Annotated in this window: 13 protein-coding genes and 1 pseudogene; 11 read left to right on the forward strand and 3 right to left on the reverse strand. The window is 42.2% G+C overall.

Annotated elements, in window-relative coordinates:
* The first annotated feature begins 4 nt into the window (after positions 1-4).
* The 11 genes and pseudogenes from SYJ56_RS05005 (at position 5) to SYJ56_RS05055 (ending at position 10,393) form a co-directional block, all read left to right on the forward strand.
* Positions 5-469 (forward strand): hypothetical protein, encoded by a 465-nt coding sequence (locus SYJ56_RS05005; protein ID WP_323832539.1) that lies wholly within the window; start codon positions 5-7, stop codon positions 467-469.
* A gap of 172 nt (positions 470-641) precedes the next feature.
* On the forward strand, positions 642-4,796 hold the full coding sequence (locus SYJ56_RS05010) for a DUF6443 domain-containing protein (RefSeq protein ID WP_323832540.1): 4,155 nt from the start codon (positions 642-644) through the stop codon (positions 4,794-4,796).
* Entirely contained in the window at positions 4,784-5,386 is a 603-nt protein-coding gene (locus tag SYJ56_RS05015) for a hypothetical protein (RefSeq protein ID WP_323832541.1), read from the forward strand. Before SYJ56_RS05010 ends, SYJ56_RS05015 begins: the two co-directional genes overlap by 13 nt.
* Before the next feature lie 11 nt (positions 5,387-5,397).
* Positions 5,398-5,883, forward strand: a pseudogene (locus SYJ56_RS05020) (RHS repeat-associated core domain-containing protein); the annotation flags it as partial.
* On the forward strand, positions 5,852-6,238 hold the full coding sequence (locus SYJ56_RS05025; RefSeq protein WP_323832542.1) for a hypothetical protein: 387 nt from the start codon (positions 5,852-5,854) through the stop codon (positions 6,236-6,238). The pseudogene SYJ56_RS05020 and the gene SYJ56_RS05025, both read left to right, overlap by 32 nt.
* A gap of 1 nt (position 6,239) precedes the next feature.
* Positions 6,240-6,596 (forward strand): hypothetical protein, encoded by a 357-nt coding sequence (locus tag SYJ56_RS05030; protein ID WP_323832543.1) that lies wholly within the window; start codon positions 6,240-6,242, stop codon positions 6,594-6,596.
* Positions 6,597-6,835: 239 nt separating this feature from the next.
* Positions 6,836-7,798 (forward strand): hypothetical protein, encoded by a 963-nt coding sequence (locus tag SYJ56_RS05035; RefSeq protein WP_323832544.1) that lies wholly within the window; start codon positions 6,836-6,838, stop codon positions 7,796-7,798.
* Positions 7,788-8,246 carry a hypothetical protein gene (locus SYJ56_RS05040; RefSeq protein WP_323832545.1) on the forward strand — a complete coding sequence of 153 codons (459 nt, stop codon included), beginning with the start codon at positions 7,788-7,790 and terminating at the stop codon, positions 8,244-8,246. The genes SYJ56_RS05035 and SYJ56_RS05040 overlap by 11 nt, the downstream gene beginning before the upstream one ends.
* Positions 8,243-9,622, forward strand: coding sequence for a kinetochore Spc7 family protein (locus SYJ56_RS05045; protein ID WP_323832546.1), 1,380 nt, complete (start codon positions 8,243-8,245; stop codon positions 9,620-9,622). The genes SYJ56_RS05040 and SYJ56_RS05045 overlap by 4 nt, the downstream gene beginning before the upstream one ends.
* A 142-nt stretch (positions 9,623-9,764) precedes the next feature.
* Positions 9,765-10,046, forward strand: coding sequence for a nucleotidyltransferase family protein (locus tag SYJ56_RS05050; RefSeq protein WP_323832547.1), 282 nt, complete (start codon positions 9,765-9,767; stop codon positions 10,044-10,046).
* Positions 10,043-10,393: a HepT-like ribonuclease domain-containing protein gene (locus SYJ56_RS05055; protein WP_323832548.1), complete on the forward strand. Its 351-nt coding sequence runs from the start codon at positions 10,043-10,045 to the stop codon at positions 10,391-10,393. The genes SYJ56_RS05050 and SYJ56_RS05055 overlap by 4 nt, the downstream gene beginning before the upstream one ends.
* Before the next feature lie 296 nt (positions 10,394-10,689).
* Here SYJ56_RS05055 and SYJ56_RS05060 read toward each other — a convergent pair whose 3' ends face one another.
* From SYJ56_RS05060 to SYJ56_RS05070, 3 genes are all read right to left on the reverse strand, one after another.
* A complete protein-coding gene (locus SYJ56_RS05060) occupies positions 10,690-11,202 on the reverse strand; it encodes a S41 family peptidase (protein WP_323832549.1) in 513 nt (170 codons plus the stop codon).
* Positions 11,203-11,338: 136 nt separating this feature from the next.
* Positions 11,339-12,277 (reverse strand): hypothetical protein, encoded by a 939-nt coding sequence (locus tag SYJ56_RS05065; protein ID WP_323832550.1) that lies wholly within the window; start codon positions 12,275-12,277, stop codon positions 11,339-11,341.
* Positions 12,278-13,148: 871 nt separating this feature from the next.
* On the reverse strand, positions 13,149-17,201 hold the full coding sequence (locus SYJ56_RS05070) for a hybrid sensor histidine kinase/response regulator transcription factor (protein ID WP_323832551.1): 4,053 nt from the start codon (positions 17,199-17,201) through the stop codon (positions 13,149-13,151).
* Positions 17,202-17,300 lie beyond the last annotated feature (99 nt).

Genomic DNA, 17,300 nt, shown 5'->3' on the forward strand with positions numbered 1-17,300 from the left:
TCCTATGAAAAAACAAGATTTTCTTCCCAAAGTTGGTTTTACCATTCTGATTCTAATCAATCTGGTATTAAAATCAAATAGCGTGATGTCACAATCAAATTCTGAAGTCATTGATTTTAAAATCAATTATAAGCAGGAATCACTGGATAAATCAAATAAGTCAAAAAATACGGTAGAGGTAAATATTGATACAGAGCATGTGAAGGATGCCAGTAAATACTTTATAAAACTCGCCCGTATTTCAGATTTGGGAGCCGAAGACATATATCAAAAGGTAATTGATATAAAAGAAGTTAAAAGCAAGGAAGCTAATTCCACTAAGGATGAAGGGTTTATTTTAACTGACCGCGAATTGATTTTTATTATAAATAATATTCCAGGCGATAAATACGAGGTCTTTGTAAGAATAGATAATACCAAAGGAGAGAGTTTCACCCATTGGAAAGAAATAGTTCTGGAAGGTAATTGATCTGGCAAATTAAAACCAGATCAAAGAATAATAAAGGAGACTTGAAATTTATCGCTCCCAATAAGGAGGAGAATAGGAAAGTAAATCCTTTGCCGTTGTCAGTCGAAACGAAATTTGAAATAACACATAACATGAAGTATATGATATCAAGGACATTATCCGATTCTTGCTTATGAAATATATATACTATTTCTTTAGCGGATGCCTGCTTTTACTTTTCTTCCAGGCAAGGGGGCAACAGTTATCAAATGACCAGAATTACATTCTGGAGCAAACTATCCGCACACCGGGGCTAAAAACTACAGGCAGTCTCACAGGAAGACCTGTGAATGAAGTAAGCCAGTTAATATCCTATTTCGATGGGTTGGGAAGGCCTATGCAGTCCATTTCTTTTAAGATGAACCAGAACAATGATAAGGACATTGTCTCTTTCAGTACTTACGACGCAATGGGCAGAGAAGATAAACAATACTTGCCCTATGCCATAAACACCAATGGTGTGTACCAGGCAGAGGCAACTGCCATTACCCAGCAAAGGAATTTTTATCAGCCCGGTTTTCCATCTGATTACCTCAACGCCTATTCCCAGACCCAGTTCGAAATCTCTTCACTCAACAGGCCCGCCAAACATGCTGCTCCGGGCAATGCCTGGAAGATAGGAAGCACCAAGGAAATCAAATTCTCAAGCAGGCCCAGTACAGTAGCAGATGAGGTGCGTATTTTCACCGTGAACGCCGGTGGAATGCCGTTATCGTCTGCAACATATCCCGCAAATGCCCTCCAGGTGGAGATCACCGATGACGAAGACAACAAGCGCACTGTGCAGTACACCGACAGGCTGGGCAGGGTGGTTATGAAAAAAGTCCAGAACACGGCTGCTCCTGAAGGAGCGGGTCATTCCGGCTGGCTTGTCACCTACTATATTTATGATGATTTCGGCCAGCTTCGTGTGGTAATTCCGCCCAAGGCTGTAGAGGCGCTGGTTGCCGCCAACTGGGCGAGTGCGACCAGTACAAACGTGCTCTTTTCTGATGAGCTTTATTTTAGATACACTTATGATGGCAGAAGCCGGATGAGTGAAAAAAGGGTTCCCGGTAAAGGAGCCGAGTACCTGCTTTATGACAGTCAGGATCGCCTGGTGGGTTTTCAGGACGCCAATTTGAGAGCAGCCAATAAGTGGCTGTACACAAAATACGATGGATTGGGCCGGGTAATCATGACGGGGCTGACCACCACCACAACGGCTTTTTCTACTTTACAGACCACTTTGAATTCAGGTTCCAACAATGCAGTGGTGAATAGTAATACAGCCAATATAAAGACAGGGGCCACGATTACCTCTGCCAAGTATGACGGATACAAAGAATACGTGGCAACCAGCACAATTACCCTTCAACCAGGTTTCAGTATGAAGGCAACGGGCAACCAAACTTTCACGGCTAAAATAGGTTCGGCTACCTCAGGGGCTGCCGGAGCCTGGCCGACAGACGAGGGAGAGATCCTTACCGTGAATTATTATGACAGCTATCAGCTACTGCCGGGGTTTGCTTATACTGCTCCGACATCACCTTACTCCGGATTCACTGCTCAGGCCAGTCTAAGGATCCATGGTCTTCAGACCGGGAAAAAGGTCAAGAATCTGGAAACCGGGGAGTTTTATACATCGGCCATATACTACGACGACAAAGGAAGGGTGATCCAAACACTCACCCAGCAACAGTTGGGCGGAGCAGTAAGGTCATCCACGGCCTACAATTTTGAAAACAAACCCACCCAATCACTGACTGCCAACAGCAGCTCGTCGGGTCAGGAAGTCCTGAGAACTTATACCTACAATGCGACCGGGTTTTTGACAGGTGTCAGCCACAAAATTGGAGGCCATTCCCCCAAAACCATTGCTCAAAATACCTACAATGATCTAGGTCAATTGACCTCCAAATCTTTTCCCCAACTTCCTAGCGGAAACCAAACCTATACCTACAACATCCGAGGGTGGCTAAAGACCATGGGTAGCGCTTTGACGGAGGGATATAAGCAGGCCAACTTTTACGAAACTGGAGGTACGGTAAACAACTGGAATGGCAATATCTCCAGAATCGATTGGAGCGGAAAGTCAGTCACCACCGAGACTCCGAAAGTGAGAACCTACAACTATACCTATGACAAGGTAAACCGCCTTACAGCGGCCAACTATTCGGCGACAAGCGAGACCAGCTGGTATACGGTCAATGGAATGGGCTACGATGCCAATGGAAACCTCACAGCCTTGAACCGCAAAAACCAAAGAACTCCTACTACTTATGGTGATGTGGATTTACTAAGCTATACATATCAGTCAAACAGCAATAAATTGATTCAGGTAACTGACGGTATGGGAGCGGGTTCATATACAGCTAAAGATTTCAAGGGGACCAGTAATGAAAATTATCTCTATGATGCCAATGGTAACCTTCGAAAAAATTTAGACAAAAATATCACCAGCATCACTTACAACCACCTCAGCCTGCCCTCTGAAGTGGCATTCAGCACCGGAGCCAAGATACGCTTTGCCTACGATGCGGAAGGGGTCAAGCTGAGTCAGAAGGTATATAATACTTCCGGAGCACTGACCACCACCCAGGATTACATCGGGGAGTTTGTCTACCAAAACGGATCCTTGGACTACCTGATACACGAAGAAGGGCGGGTCGTGTCTGAGCCTGGCGGTCTGTTTTATGAATACTACCTAAAAGACCACTTGGGTAACGTGCGCCAAGTTCTACGAAACTCCACGGCCAATGCCCGTATCGCCACCATGGAGCAATCCAAAGCAGAGGAAGAAGAAAGTCAGTTTACCCAGATCAAGACGACTAGGAAGCGGGAACCCAAGCACAACATCACACAAGGCGGGCAGGAAGTGGCATGGCTTAATGCCCGACGCGGAGAGATGGTCGGTCCGGGAACCTCAGAGGAGGTCTTTGATGGGGACAGCGTGACGCTTTCAGTGCACGGGAAGTTCTTGGACAAAATGAAGACAAGAATTAACAAAGCCAGCTTTGCCACGATGGGTGGCAAGTCCGCCCTGCTGGATCAGCTGAACGAACTGGCTCTGAATACCAGTCGCGCAGGAGGTGCAAATCCGATTGCGGTACTGAATCTGGTGGATATCGTAGCCAAGGACCTGCAAAAGAAAGAGACCCCGGAAGCCTACCTGATCTATGCGCTGTATGACAAAGACAGCAACAGATATGAGGTGGGAAAGAAAGTCCTCACCAGAAACGCAGCCAATCAACATGAGGAACTGGAAGAGAAACTAGCGGTTAAAAAAAATGGCTATATTGAAACATTCGTGGTGAATGAGACAGGCCAGGATGTTTGGTTTGATAACTTTAAGATATTGAGTCAGGGGTCAATTCTTGTACAAGAAACCCATTATGATCCTTGGGGCTTAGAGCTGAGCGGGATTGGGTATGAGTATGCGGGTGTGAAGAAGAATAAGTACCTCTATCAGGGCAAAGAGATGTTGGATGATCATAATCTCAATATTTACGACTTCCATACCCGTGGATATGATCCGGTGATAGGCAGGACTTTGCAAGTAGATCCGATGGCAGATAGCTATTACTCATGGTCGCCATATGCTTGGGTTATGAATAATCCTGTAAAGTACATGGATCCTACAGGTATGTTCAGTACTCATACGGATAAGGATGGAAATGTGGTTGCGGTTTATGATGATGGGGATTTGGGTGTTTATAAGCATTCCAGTTCTGAAATTGAAAAAGCAAAGTCAACCAACACATTGTTAGATAGGGATTTGGATAAGCAACAAGGGTTTACATTGGATATTAATTCATTCAGACAAGGGGATAAAATAAATTATTCCTCGTTTGAAGCTAGAGATTGGATAGATGGTTTTGAAGGCAGGATGAATCAAGGGGTAGCAGCTTTCGGTAATCCAATTTCAAACTTAGCATGGTATGCAGTTAATGCTAGAAATGGTCAAGTTTATGATCCCAAATCATATATTAAAGAAGGATCTCAACTTAGCGATGGTATATATATTAGTCCGAGAGATATTGGGAATTTTGCGGCAGGAGCTGCAGCTAGAATTAATGGAATGAGTAAACTCAACATGATGCTATATTATGGAGCATTCCAAATATCAGGAAATGGAATTGCAGATTTCGTTAAAAATATTAATGAATATAAATCAAAGGCTCTTCAAATAGGACACCCCACTTATGGTGAAGGAGCTATCTCAAATGCTTTTCAACGTATTGGTTTTGAAGGGGTTAGAACGATAGGTGACTTCAATAAAAACTACAGAAAAATATGGCAAGATTAATAGTTGTATTATTAATACTTTTTTCCTGTTCTAATAAAACAGATTTGACCAACTTGAAAGCAAGCTATAAACAGATAGTGGTTGGTAATGAATTTTTAATCATCACAACAGAAAAAGAATGGTTTAATAACAACTTGTTTTTGTTAGATAAGAATAGGGCTATTGTTCAAAAATCTAATCTTCCGTTTGAAAATCAGGTGATTGTTAGATTTGAGGAAGATAAAAATCTTAATCTGTACTATTTTGTAAAAGATCGAAATGAAAGGGCTATCATTGAAAAAACAATAGATGTGTCCCCAGTCTACTTAAATGACCAAATTAATGTTAATCTATTCTTTATCGAAGACTACAAGGGATGGAGAGAACGTAATGTTTTATCCTATGAAGATTTTAATTTAGGGACAGCTGAAATAAGTTTATCTAATGAAAATGTAGTATTGAAAATTCCTTTGAGTGAAATCATACGGCAAAATTCAAAATTTTACAGAGTGATATTTGAAGAGGGATATTTAAATTATTTTCCTATTCAAAATTATGAAAACTTTCATAATGATTTGCAAGCTCTAATCAGAGGTGAGACTAATAATTAGCGAACAAGTACCTTTACAACGGGAAGGAACTGATTGAGGACAACGGGCTTCAGTACTATGACTATGGGGCGAGGATGTATGATGCCACGATTGGAAGATGGGGTGTTGTTGACCCGATGGCAGATCAGATGAGAAGACATTCTCCATACAATTATGCTTTTAATAATCCTATAAGGTTCATTGATCCGGATGGGATGTTTCCAATTGATCCGTTATTTGCAAGGGGGTTTGCTAAGGGAGCATGGGGAGCAGTTAAAGGAACTTATAATTTTGTATCCGAAACTATATCAACAAGAGGACAAAATGTAGTAAACGCTGCCACTGCAGTAAAAGATCTGGCAGTTGCTGGTTATAACGATCCAGGCGGGACAGCTGATGCTCTTATAAATGCGGGTAAGCAAGGGATTGCTAACAGTATAGTTGAAAATGGAAGTGTCCAAGGCGCCTTAGGTGAATTTTCGGGAAATGTTGCAACTAGGGGGGGCTGCTGGAGATAAGGGGCTTTCAAAGTTAAAGTCATTAGGTAGAGTTTCTGATGGGATTGCGGATGTAGGAAAATCTGTTGGCAAGATTCCGGAAGATAGATTATACCATATTTTCGGACAAGAGAAACACGATTTAGGCGATTTTGTAAGTCAATATGGTAATCAGGAAAATGCCTACAATGCAGTTCAAGTCGCAGCTAATCAGGCTTTAACTGACGGTGTGCTAACTCCAAATGCAAAAGGCATATTACCCTCTGGAGATAAAGGAAATATTATAAATGTAGGGGGTACTAATGTTAGGCTAATTGGGGGGAAAGTTACAGATGGAGAGGTGATATTGTCATCATTTAGTCGTAAAGGATTATAATATGGAAAATGAGTTAAATGCCCTAGAAAAGTCTATTATTAGTGAAATAGCTGACATTAATGAAAAGCAGTGTTCATTTCTTAAAAATCACCTTCCTCATTTAAAAGTTAAATCCCGTGAATACACGGGTGTAGGAATGTACGTTAACTTTGTATATGATTCAAACCATAACCCTAATATGTTCAATGATGAATGTGATCTGATTTTATCATCAGATACAAGTCTTGAGTTGGACGTTTTAAAGCATGGTTTAAACTATGAACTTACTGTTACAAAGGGAAGGATTATTTTTTTGGAGCTTGTGACAAATGGAGAATCTTGGAATGGAGCCTTTCAAAAATTTAAATTTTTGAAATGAAATTTCTTGATTCTTAGGTCTAATACGTAAAATTCGGCTTAGTCAATAGGTGTAGATTGTATCTACACCTTCCTATAAAATAGAATGTGTAATTCGAATGGCTTTTGGTGTCAAGATTTATTGTCTAGCAAAGTGTGAGAATAGAATGGTAAGATTATCGGGAAAAAGCCTTCATTTCAAGCCCAATTTCCTATAACTAAGTAAAATGGTTCTTATAGATTATTTAATAATTATTCAGCATGAAAAAACTTATTTTCTTTTTGTTCTTAATTTCCGGAGGTGCCTATGCCCAGGAGACCCTTCAATCGGTGACCAATAATGGAAGCATTACCACCAATAGACTGGGGTTTGAGGATGGCGCCTATGTGGAAAACTGGGATTTTTCCATTTATGGAGAGTCTATGGGCTACCGTGATCCTTTGCGTGTGTATGGTAATTTGGATGGTGCTGCGGCAGTGCTTAAGGATGGAGCCATCCGTTTTGACCGCTCCTATGATATCTTCGAAGAGAACGGTTCTTCCCTAATTATGGTTTATCCTCCCTCTGGAATCCCCTATATCAGGAGATATGGATCCGACTTTACCATTTTTAAGATCTGGAGCCCGACGGCTTCCAGACAGGCCTACGAATCCACTCTTGCCCTGGTCAATGGGGACAATGAGGAGGAGTTTCTCGATCTCTACAATATGAACTATCCCAGCAACAGTAGCTTTGGTATCCGTCTGCAAAAAAGAGGAACAGGAAATTACAAGAAGTTCCACTTTGAGTACAGCGACGGGACTGAACTTTATAAAGTGATGTCACTGGCCCCGGATACTACAGCCGTCTTCCATGGTAAGGTAGGCATCGGAACAGAGGCTACCGGGCATCAGCTTGCAGTAGCCGGAGGGGTATTGGCAGAATCCGTGGAAGTAAAACTGCAGACAGAATGGCCTGATTATGTTTTTGAAGAAGGATATGAAAGACTTTCCCTACAGGAATTGGATCAGTATATACAGGAGAACGGTTCTTTGCCTGAAGTTCCGTCAGCTGAAAAAGTTGCTGATGATGGGATCAATCTCGGCCAGATGGATGCTACATTGCTGAAGAAAGTTGAAGAAATCACGCTGTATCTGATTGAACACCAGAAAAAACTGGAAATCCTTGAAAAGGAAAACCAGCAGCTGAGACAGGAACTTAAAAGTCTGAAGGATGGGAAATAGCCTAAAGATTCTCTTATTGATGCTGTTTATAGTAGTTGGATTTGCTACTACGGCACAGGTGGGTAACAGGCCATCCATGGATCATGAACATAAATCTGACAGTATTCGTCGGTTTAAAATCGAAGACGGGTTGTATGTTGGTGTACATTTGGACAAAAACAGAAAACAACCTTCTGTGCACAGGGAAATCCGGACAGTGAAAACTGATAATCAAGCCTTGGATTCGGCAAAAACAAAGCGGTTTGTCTTGGAAGATGGGTCGGATATTGGAGTGGGGGCAGGCTATAGGTCTGAAAGGGCAAAGAGTTTTGAACAGCGAAAAACCCAAGCTACAGTAGCCAAGAAAAAAACCACTCCCAGCCCTGAGGCAGATACTGTTCAGCAAAAAAGAATTGTTATCCAGGATGGAAAATATGTAGGCACAGCACCTAAAAAAGGCACCCCATGAAAGGTAAAGGTTTTGGTTTTTTATTGTTGATATGCCTATTCTGGGGTGAAGTTCATGCACAAAAAATGCCTGCAACTATTCCCTTCCGGCTTCCCAAAAGTGGACTGAGTACCGGTATCCCCAAACTTCCCACCAAACCCGAAATCCCCTACCTGGAAGAACTCAAACAGATCCAGTCGCTGAAGAAGTCATACGATTCCCTGCAAAATGAACTCAGAGAATTAAAAGAAATCACCGCTGACAGTACCCAAAGGGACAGCCTTTTTACGCTGGCCAAGGAAAGGAGCAGAGAAGTGCTGGAACAGGAAAGCAAAACACTGGAAAGCCTGATCCAAAGTGGGGAGATCCCAGGGGAGGAAATCAAGAATGCAGCTAAAAACACACTGGAACGGGTGAATGAATCCAAAGTAAGGATAGAAGATATCCAGGAAGTTACTGAGCTGGAATCGCTGGTGGACCAGAACAACGAAAACCTCAAGGCACTGACCAATGAATGGCTTATGCCCAAGGTGGAAGAACAACTCACAGGAGTGGTGAAAGAAGGATTTGATCCCAGAGATGCCAAACTTCCTGACTTTTATGGAAAGGATGCGCTGGCAGAACTGATCAAAAAAGGCCTGCCCTCGGAAATTCCCTTTGACAAAGCAAAGGGCCTTGCAACCGAGAAGGCAGGACACATTTCCAATGAATACATCCAAAAGGCGGGAAAGGATTTTTCCAGACTGAAAATCGATTCACTTGGGAATATAAAGACCATTCCATCTGAGTTGAAAAACAAAAAGAAAGAATTTTTTGAGCCAAACCAATTAAAAGAAGAGCCGGTTTTCCAGCGGATAGGAATGATGCTTTGGTATGATCCGTTGACCTCCTTCGGGGATGGACTGCTGCTGGACTATGGACTATCGTACTCCTTTACCCAGCAGTTTGCCTTGATGGGAGGGGTTACATGGAAAAAGCAGTTTGACGACAAGGAGAAATTGAGCAGAGAAGGTCTGGGAATGTTTACGGGATTACGTTTTAGTAAGGATAACTGGTTTGCCCAAGGCACAGTAAACCGCAATCAGGTTACCATCACCAACCCGGCTGGCTATGAGTCCAGGGATTTTGAGGGAAAAGCCTGGGCTTCCAACTTCGCGGTGGGAAGAACCATCCCGATGGGCAACACAATCCGGTCAGTGGTGATGGGTTCCGTAGATCCCTTTTTTGACAAGAAATCCAGTTTATACAAAAGCAGGATCCAGCTGAAGATCGGCTTTGAGATCGGTTCCTTCAGGAAGATCAAGAAAGAAGTGAAGGAGTTGGTTCCGCTGGATGGATTGAAAGAAAAAGGAAATGAGCAGATTGAATATTATTTGAAAGATATTGGGGAGTTGTGATTTTAGTACGTAGTGTGGTTTAAGCGACCCGTAGGGAGAATACTATCTGAGTATAATTTTCGCTGAAATAGGCATTCTCAGAGCCAAGTGTACTGCAGAAATGCTCTTATACCGATAAAAAGAAAAAGTCTAACTTTATACCATGATTACTCCACAACAAGAAAATATTATTAGGCAGATAACCCACAGAGTTCGTCCGACCTTAGTTGGCATTTTCGGTTCCTATGCACGTGGGGAAGAAAATGAAAGCAGTGACCTTGACATTCTCATTGACTTTGATTTGAAAGTGGATCTTTTGGAGCTGATCGGTATCGAACAAGAGCTATCCGAACTTTTAGGGATTAAGGTGGATTTGATTTCATTAAGATCTGTTAATAAGTCCTTAAAGCCATACATAGAATCAGATTTAATTAGAATTATATGATCAAAGATCCTGTAATCTACCTTGAACATATTAGTGCCTGTATTCAAAAGATTGAAGAATATACAAAAGAACTCAATGAAGAAAGCTTTCTACAAAACAGTCTGATCCAAGACGCTGTAATCAGAAACTTTGAAATAATCGGAGAAGCTACCAAAAAACTAGACAATGATTTCCGGGTTAAATATCCGGAAATCGAATGGAAAAAGATCGCAGGAATGAGAGATAAGCTGATCCATGATTATATTGGAGTGGATTTGTGGGCAGTCTGGGCTGTTGTAGAAAGCATCGTTCCACACCTGAAGAGACAAATAGGGGATATTTTGGCAAAGGAAACCAAGGACCGGTAACAATGCGCATTAGCTATGTGCGCGCCACAGCTTGCCTGACGGACCACTCTAACACAAAAAAGGGAGTGGGGTTAGTATCCAGGAAAAGGTGAGGTGCCCCCCCGATTCGAACCGTGCCTGAGGTGGTATTGATTTTCAGCTGTTTAGCAGGCTCTTTTTAGGCAGACTACACGATTCGCGCTTTGAATTATTAACCACTTCATTTACAGGGTACATGACAAAATGGATAACTATTCAATCTTATAAGAATGCATTGGTACAAGACTACTTTGCCCTATGCAATTGCCAAACCCATGTTACTTTTTAGCTAACTCAATCGCCTTCTCCAAAAACTCATCCCTTCTGGCTTTTACTCCGGTAATGGTTCGTTCCACATACACTTCAGGCAGAAAACCTATTCCGTGAAGCTGGGATCCGTCATGCTTCAATACTCTCATTCCTGTAAAGGAGATGGTGTAGTCCCCCGGCAGTGTAAAGCTGTTGACATTTCCGTTGGTACCGGAACTGGGCTGCCCTATAATAGTAGCCAGTTTGTATCCTTCTATAAATCCCAGATAGCTCTCCGCATAGCTTACAGCTCTGCCATCGGTTATGAAAATGATTTTTTTATCTCCCAGAAAAGGTTCTTTCGGCTCCATTGACCATCCAAAATCTGAATATCCCGGTATCTTCTGTTGATCAGGGTAGATGTAATGATCCACCTGCATCCACTTGTGATCATCCTTTTTAAAGATTAGATGTCTGATCAGCTCATGGTTGTTATTGGGATATCCTCTGAGATCAGCAATGATTGCCTTGCTTTTTTCCATCTGGGGCATGATTTTGTTCAGTGTATCCATCGGTACTGCGTCCAGATTGAGATAGACAATTCCATCCTCAAAGAATCTATATCCCGTCTCAGAAGATTTAATTGAATCTTTCTGGGCATAATAGTTCAGTTTCCGTTTAACGTCTACAGTCTTTCGTAATGTCCAGACGGGTATTTAGCTTTCCGGTTATCATCAGAATTGGGGCGGTATAGTCAAACCATCCCTGAGTAGCAGCAGATATCTGGGGTTTTAAGTTTTCGTATAGCTGTTGTGGTGATGTTCCGTTTACCTGCTCAATTGTCTCTCCCGGTTTAAAATCCAGTGTAGGGTCAAATACCTCTGTGATGACCAGTTGTCCTTCAATCCATGCCACATCGATGGGCGGTGCGAAATAGGGGCTCTCAGTGCCTCTGACGCTGACGTGGTTGTCTTTAAGTGCAGAAGTGAGACGCATCAGTTCATCCATATGCCCGTCTAAATCCCCTGCATATGTTCCTCTTAGGCTTACATCCAGTTCTTTTTCCCAGTTTATTCCCATCACATCGAAATAAGGGTAGAAGTGTTGGAATACATTCCAGGCATTGATCAGGTTGCCACAGCGGAAGGATAGGGCAGAAGCATCGGTAGCAGTTGTTTTCTCCCCCGTGGTCATGAAATCTTCGATGTCTGTACTGCTTTTAGGATGGGTTTGCCCGTCTTTACTATAGAGTACCAAGGGTATACTGATCCACAGGTCTTTCCCGATCTGTCTCTTCCAGGTATTGTTGTCCATTGGTGAACCCTCGAAGAGAGGAGGGGCGGGGATCAATTTACCTTCGGCTACCTTGCGATTGTCAGTGGACTTGGGATTTTCGCCTGTGGGATTTTGATTTCCTTCTGTCATCTGAAGAGAATTCACTTTGACACTCCGGTAAAGTGGATTGCCTTTATTCATGTCCTTGGATACGCCAAAATGCTGCCAATATACGGGAAGATACCCCTGCTCAATGGCTGGTATTACCTGAGTTGGCTGATCAGAAGGTTCTCCCATGGTGAAGGTAACGGTAGGGGCAAGAGTTTCAAAGATCCGCTGCATGGTTTGTAACAGCTCTTCCTTGTTTTGGCATTCCGTTACTTGCCCGCTTCCATATACAGAAAACCAACCCCAATCTACCTGATCATCAGACTTCGGAGTGGTTGAGGGGTATCCAGGTGAAGAGTTTCCCGCTTTTTTTCATTGACCAGAGGATTTTCAGGGTCATGGGTGACTTTAGTAATCAACCCCCGGCTATCCTCTTAAAAGGTTTGACCTGAGAGTTCTGTACCTGAAAGGTGGTAGGTTTTGGCAGCTTTTCGTTTTTCCAAAACCCAGTCTAAGTCCTCATCTTCCTAATTCACCATTTCGGATCTCAAGGATTCCTTGTTTCGGGATTCTGATCTGTTCTGAAGATGTTTAATAAGGGCTGAAAGGCGTGAACCGATGATGAGAATGGCGACAAAAGACACCAAGGCAATAAGTAGGGCCGTGCCGATAATACCTGGACTGGACCACCATTGCCCAATGTCAGGATTGGGGACGGTTTGGGTCTGTACTTTGAAAACCAATAGACCGAAAAAGCTTATTACCCTGAAAACAACAGGTCACGAATTGCATTTGTATGACTGGAATAACATAATTGAGGGGATAGGCAATCATATAAGGGATGAATGAAGATCCGCACAGAGTGACATTGTATGTGGAAATTTTAGTGAATAGGCAGACTGAATACTACTTCAAAATTCCATTCTTCATGTATGCTAGCCCCATGACAACAGTTAAAAAAGTAGAATAACAACAGTATGAAACCAACCAGAATTTGGGCAAATCTGGGAGTAGATGATATTGAAAGAACCCAAGAGTTTTATCTAAAATTGTGGTTTAAATAGATTCTGTAATTCATTGACTCATGAATTTTTTATTTCTAATACTATTTCTTCCTGTTGAACTTATCCTGATACTGCTTTGGACTAATGCCATATTCAGACTTGAAGGCTCTTGAAAAATAGGATGGACTGTTGAAACCGACCTGATAAACGATTTCACTTACGTTTCCTTCTTTGTTTTGTAGTAGAAGAGAGGCTTTTTTCAACCTGTACTTCTGAATCAGTTCCTTAGCCGAATGATCTGTATTGGCTTTGAGTTTTCTATAGAGATGTGTACTGCTCATGGCAATTTGCTGACTGATCATCTCTACGCTCAGTGCAGGATTGCTGATATTGGCCTCAATGATTTCCATCACCCGTTTTACGAAGGCATTATCTTCATTGTCAATTCCTCTGGGGTGATCTGATATACCCATCAGTTCCTTATTGAAATATAGGCTCAATTCGGTGCGTCGTGCCAGTAGCTGATCTATGTAAGCTTCCAAAAGGGAGATTTCAAAAGGTTTGGTAAGATACGCATCCGCTCCGACCTGAATTCCTTCCAACTGGTTTGTCGGGAGGCTTTTGGCGGTCAGCAGGATAATGGAAATAGGGCTGGTCTTTGGACTTTCTTTGATTTTTTTGCAAAAGGAAATACCATCCATTACAGGCATTGTAATATCAGAAATAATAACATTTGGCAGGAAGCGATTGGCTTTGAAAAGACCTTCTTCTCCATTTTCGGCGGTAATGAAATGATATTTGTCTCCAAGACTGGTCGTGATAAAGTCGAGTATATCATCATTATCATCAATCAGCAGAATGGTGGTTTTGTCTGACGCTGTTTCTATCTCGGGCAGATTGCTGTGAATACTGTGGGAAGGAAGTTTTTCCTGAGAATTTTGCTGCTCCTCCGCTAGTAATTCCGGAGATAAATGCGCCTTGCCCAAGGGCAATATTACCAAAAAAGATGAGCCCTGTTGCAACTGACTCTTTACAGAGATATTTCCTTGATGGAGGGAGACATATTCCTGGACAAGTGTAAGGCCTATACCGCTGCCCGAAGCATGCTGTTTACCTGCCGAGGCTTGAAAAAACCTGTCAAAGATATGTTTTTGAGCTGCCTCTTCTATGCCGGCTCCGGAGTCAGTGACCTCTATTTGACATTCATTAATCTGGGATTTCTCACTTGTGATTTCTGATATACGAACCGAGATTTTCCCATAATCGGGAGTGAATTTAAATGCGTTTGAAAGTAGGTTGAAAAGAACGGTTTCAAGTTTGTCGGGATCTGCCCAAAGTTTGGTGTCGTTGCAACTAAGTTCAAAATCGTATTTGATATGGTGACGCCGGGCAGTATCCTCAAAAAGAATGAAAACCTGATGGCAAAAGGGTATAAGATCCACTTCTTGGAGATGCAACTGAACTCCATTATTGGCCATTCTATTGAAGTCCAATACCTGATTAACCAATTTAAGCAGCCGTGAGGCATTTTTTTCAGCCAGTTGGATCAACTTACTGCTTTTTTCATCCATTTTTTGCTGCACTTGAAGTTGGTGCAGGGGTGGAAGTATCAAGCTTATCGGTGTTCTAAGCTCATGGCTTATGTTTGTGAAGAAATTCTCTTTTGTTTTTTCCAATTCCTGGGCATGTTCCACTTTTAGTTTGGAGATGTTCAGTTCGTTGGTCAGTTTGACCCTTCCCGAATAGGTCTTAATGGCAAAATATAGTAACACCAATATGATAAATGCATAGCATAGGATAAAATACCAACGTAAAAGAAAAGGGGGTAAAATAGTTATGTTGAGTCTTCTAATTGCTGGTTCATTTTGTCCATTGAGATTGATGGATTTGACTAAAAAAGTATAGTCCCCTGCGGGAACATTGGAGTAGACGGCTGTGTTTTTGGTCCCTGAGACTTGATGCCAGACATCTTCAAATCCCTGTAGCTGATAAGTATGCCTGTTGTGCTCCGGCTGAAGGAAATCCAATGTAGAAAACTGAAGCGCAAATGAGCGTTCGTTAAAGTTTAGCGCCAGCTCGTCGATAAATGAAATATCTTGATCCAGAAGAACTCTTCCGTTAATTGTGTCATTGACTTTTATTGGCCTGTTATTAATATCTAAATGGGTAATGTAAACAGGCGGTTGATTTTCCAAAACTTCTACCTGAAAAGGGGAGAAACTGATAAAACCATTGTCTCCGCCGAAAAGCAGCTGACCATCCTCTCTTCGTGCTGCGCAATTGTAGTAAAAGCTTTTGATGGGAAGATGGCTATCTAGGGGGTAGCTGTGAAGTTGACCTGTAGTGGGCTCATATTTCTGGATGGAACTGTTGCTGACAGACCAAATATTTCCCCCTGTATCTTCAATTATACTGCTTATAATTTCATCGGTCACTGATAAGACATCATGAATTGCCAGACTATCTGTTTTTGGGTTGTATTGAATGAGTCCATTTAAGGTGCCTGCCCATATTTCACCATTATCGGAGAAATAAAGTGTATTGATCATCCGTCCTTCTACTGTTTTGTTGAAGGTGGGAATGGGTTGTGCCTGAAGCGTTTCCGGATCAATTCGATAGAGCTCATCGTATTCTATGGTCCAGATGTACCTGTCTCCATAAACAAATTTTTCAGAGCTGGATTCCAAGTCTAATACTTCCTCAAAATACACCTTATCAAACGAACCGGTGGTTCCCCCTATCCGATAAAGCCCACCTTGCCAAGCGCTCACCCAAATCGTTCCGTCAGGTTCTTGGCAGAAATGTCCGATATAATTGGACTGTAGCCCATTGATGCTGTCTGCACGGATTTCTTCCATTTGCTTACTTGCAGGATTCCAAATATTAATTCCTCCGGCAGTCCCTATCCAGATCCTTCCTTTTTGATCCTCGAGTAGATCAGAGATATTATTCATAATAAGGCGTTTGTCCGGGGTGTCCTGATTGGTGAAAATGGTTTTTGAAGAGGTTTTAGGGTCCATTTTGATCACTCCATGTTGAGTGGCAAGCCAATAGTCACCACTGCGTGATACTATTAAGGATTTGATCTGGTTACCTATACTTTGGCCTTTTGTAGTGTATGATATATCATGGACGGAGTAGAAATCACCTTTTTTATTGACTTTGCTGAGCCCATTGGAAGTGGCTAGCCAAATGACCCCGTTCTGGTCTTCGTGGATCTTCCAGATTACATTGTTGGCAATGGAATACGGAAGTATGGGGTGGTGGAAGTGTTGGGTGTTTTCCTTAGAAATGGGGTCATAAATATTTAAGCCAAAATCTGTTCCCAGCCATAATTTTCCCTGATCATCGGGAAATATGGTCTTGATCACATTATTGCTGAAAATGTCATTTTCCAATTCGATGGGTAAGACTTCCATTCGTTGGGTATGGACACGGAACAGCCCCTGCTCGGTACCTATCCACAAATTGGGGTCTTCGTTTATAGAAGGTTTGATATCCAGTACCAAAAGATTGGGTAAAGCCCCGTTTTCCTTCGTGGGTAGAGAGATTCGGGTGAATTTCGTCTGTCCTTCCCTCATGTAATTGAGCCCGTCAAAGGTTCCAACCCAAACTGTGCCCACTCGATCCTGATAAATGCTGCGGATCATATTATGGGAAAGGTTGCTGTTTTCGGTAGAATAAACCTGATAGTTGCCCGTATTCAAATCATAACGGATAATCCCACTTCCACTTCCTATCCACAGGTTATTGTCTTTACCCAGATGCAATGTTCTGATTATGGTAATATTTCCCAGATCCACCCTAGTAATCTCTAGCGTTCTGATATTGATCTTACAGAGTCCATTCCAGGTACCCACCCATAACTCATTTCCATGGGAGAGTAGGTCAGTAAGCAGATTGGAAGGAAGAGATCCCTCTAGGGGGCTTTTTCTGAAAATAGAGAATTTATTGCCGTCATACCTAGCAAGTCCGCTATTGGTACTAACCCACAAAAAGCCATAGCGATCCTGAGTTATACCGGAGATGATATTGGTGGGCAGTCCTTCCTTTATTGATAAAGTACTAAAGTGAAGATCCTGTGCTTCACTGTGGTGATTGATGGTTAATAATCCGAAGATCAGTAATGTTGTCAATAGCAGTTTTTCTCCCATTTTTTTGAACTGGTAAGTTGACCTGAAGATCAGCCTAGAGGATTTTTATGTAAGGAACATCAGTAAAATTGACCACCTACCAATGTAGGAAAAATTGTA

It is taken from the genome of Algoriphagus aurantiacus (genome assembly GCF_035156405.1).
Taxonomy (GTDB): Bacteria; Bacteroidota; Bacteroidia; order Cytophagales; family Cyclobacteriaceae; genus Algoriphagus; species Algoriphagus aurantiacus.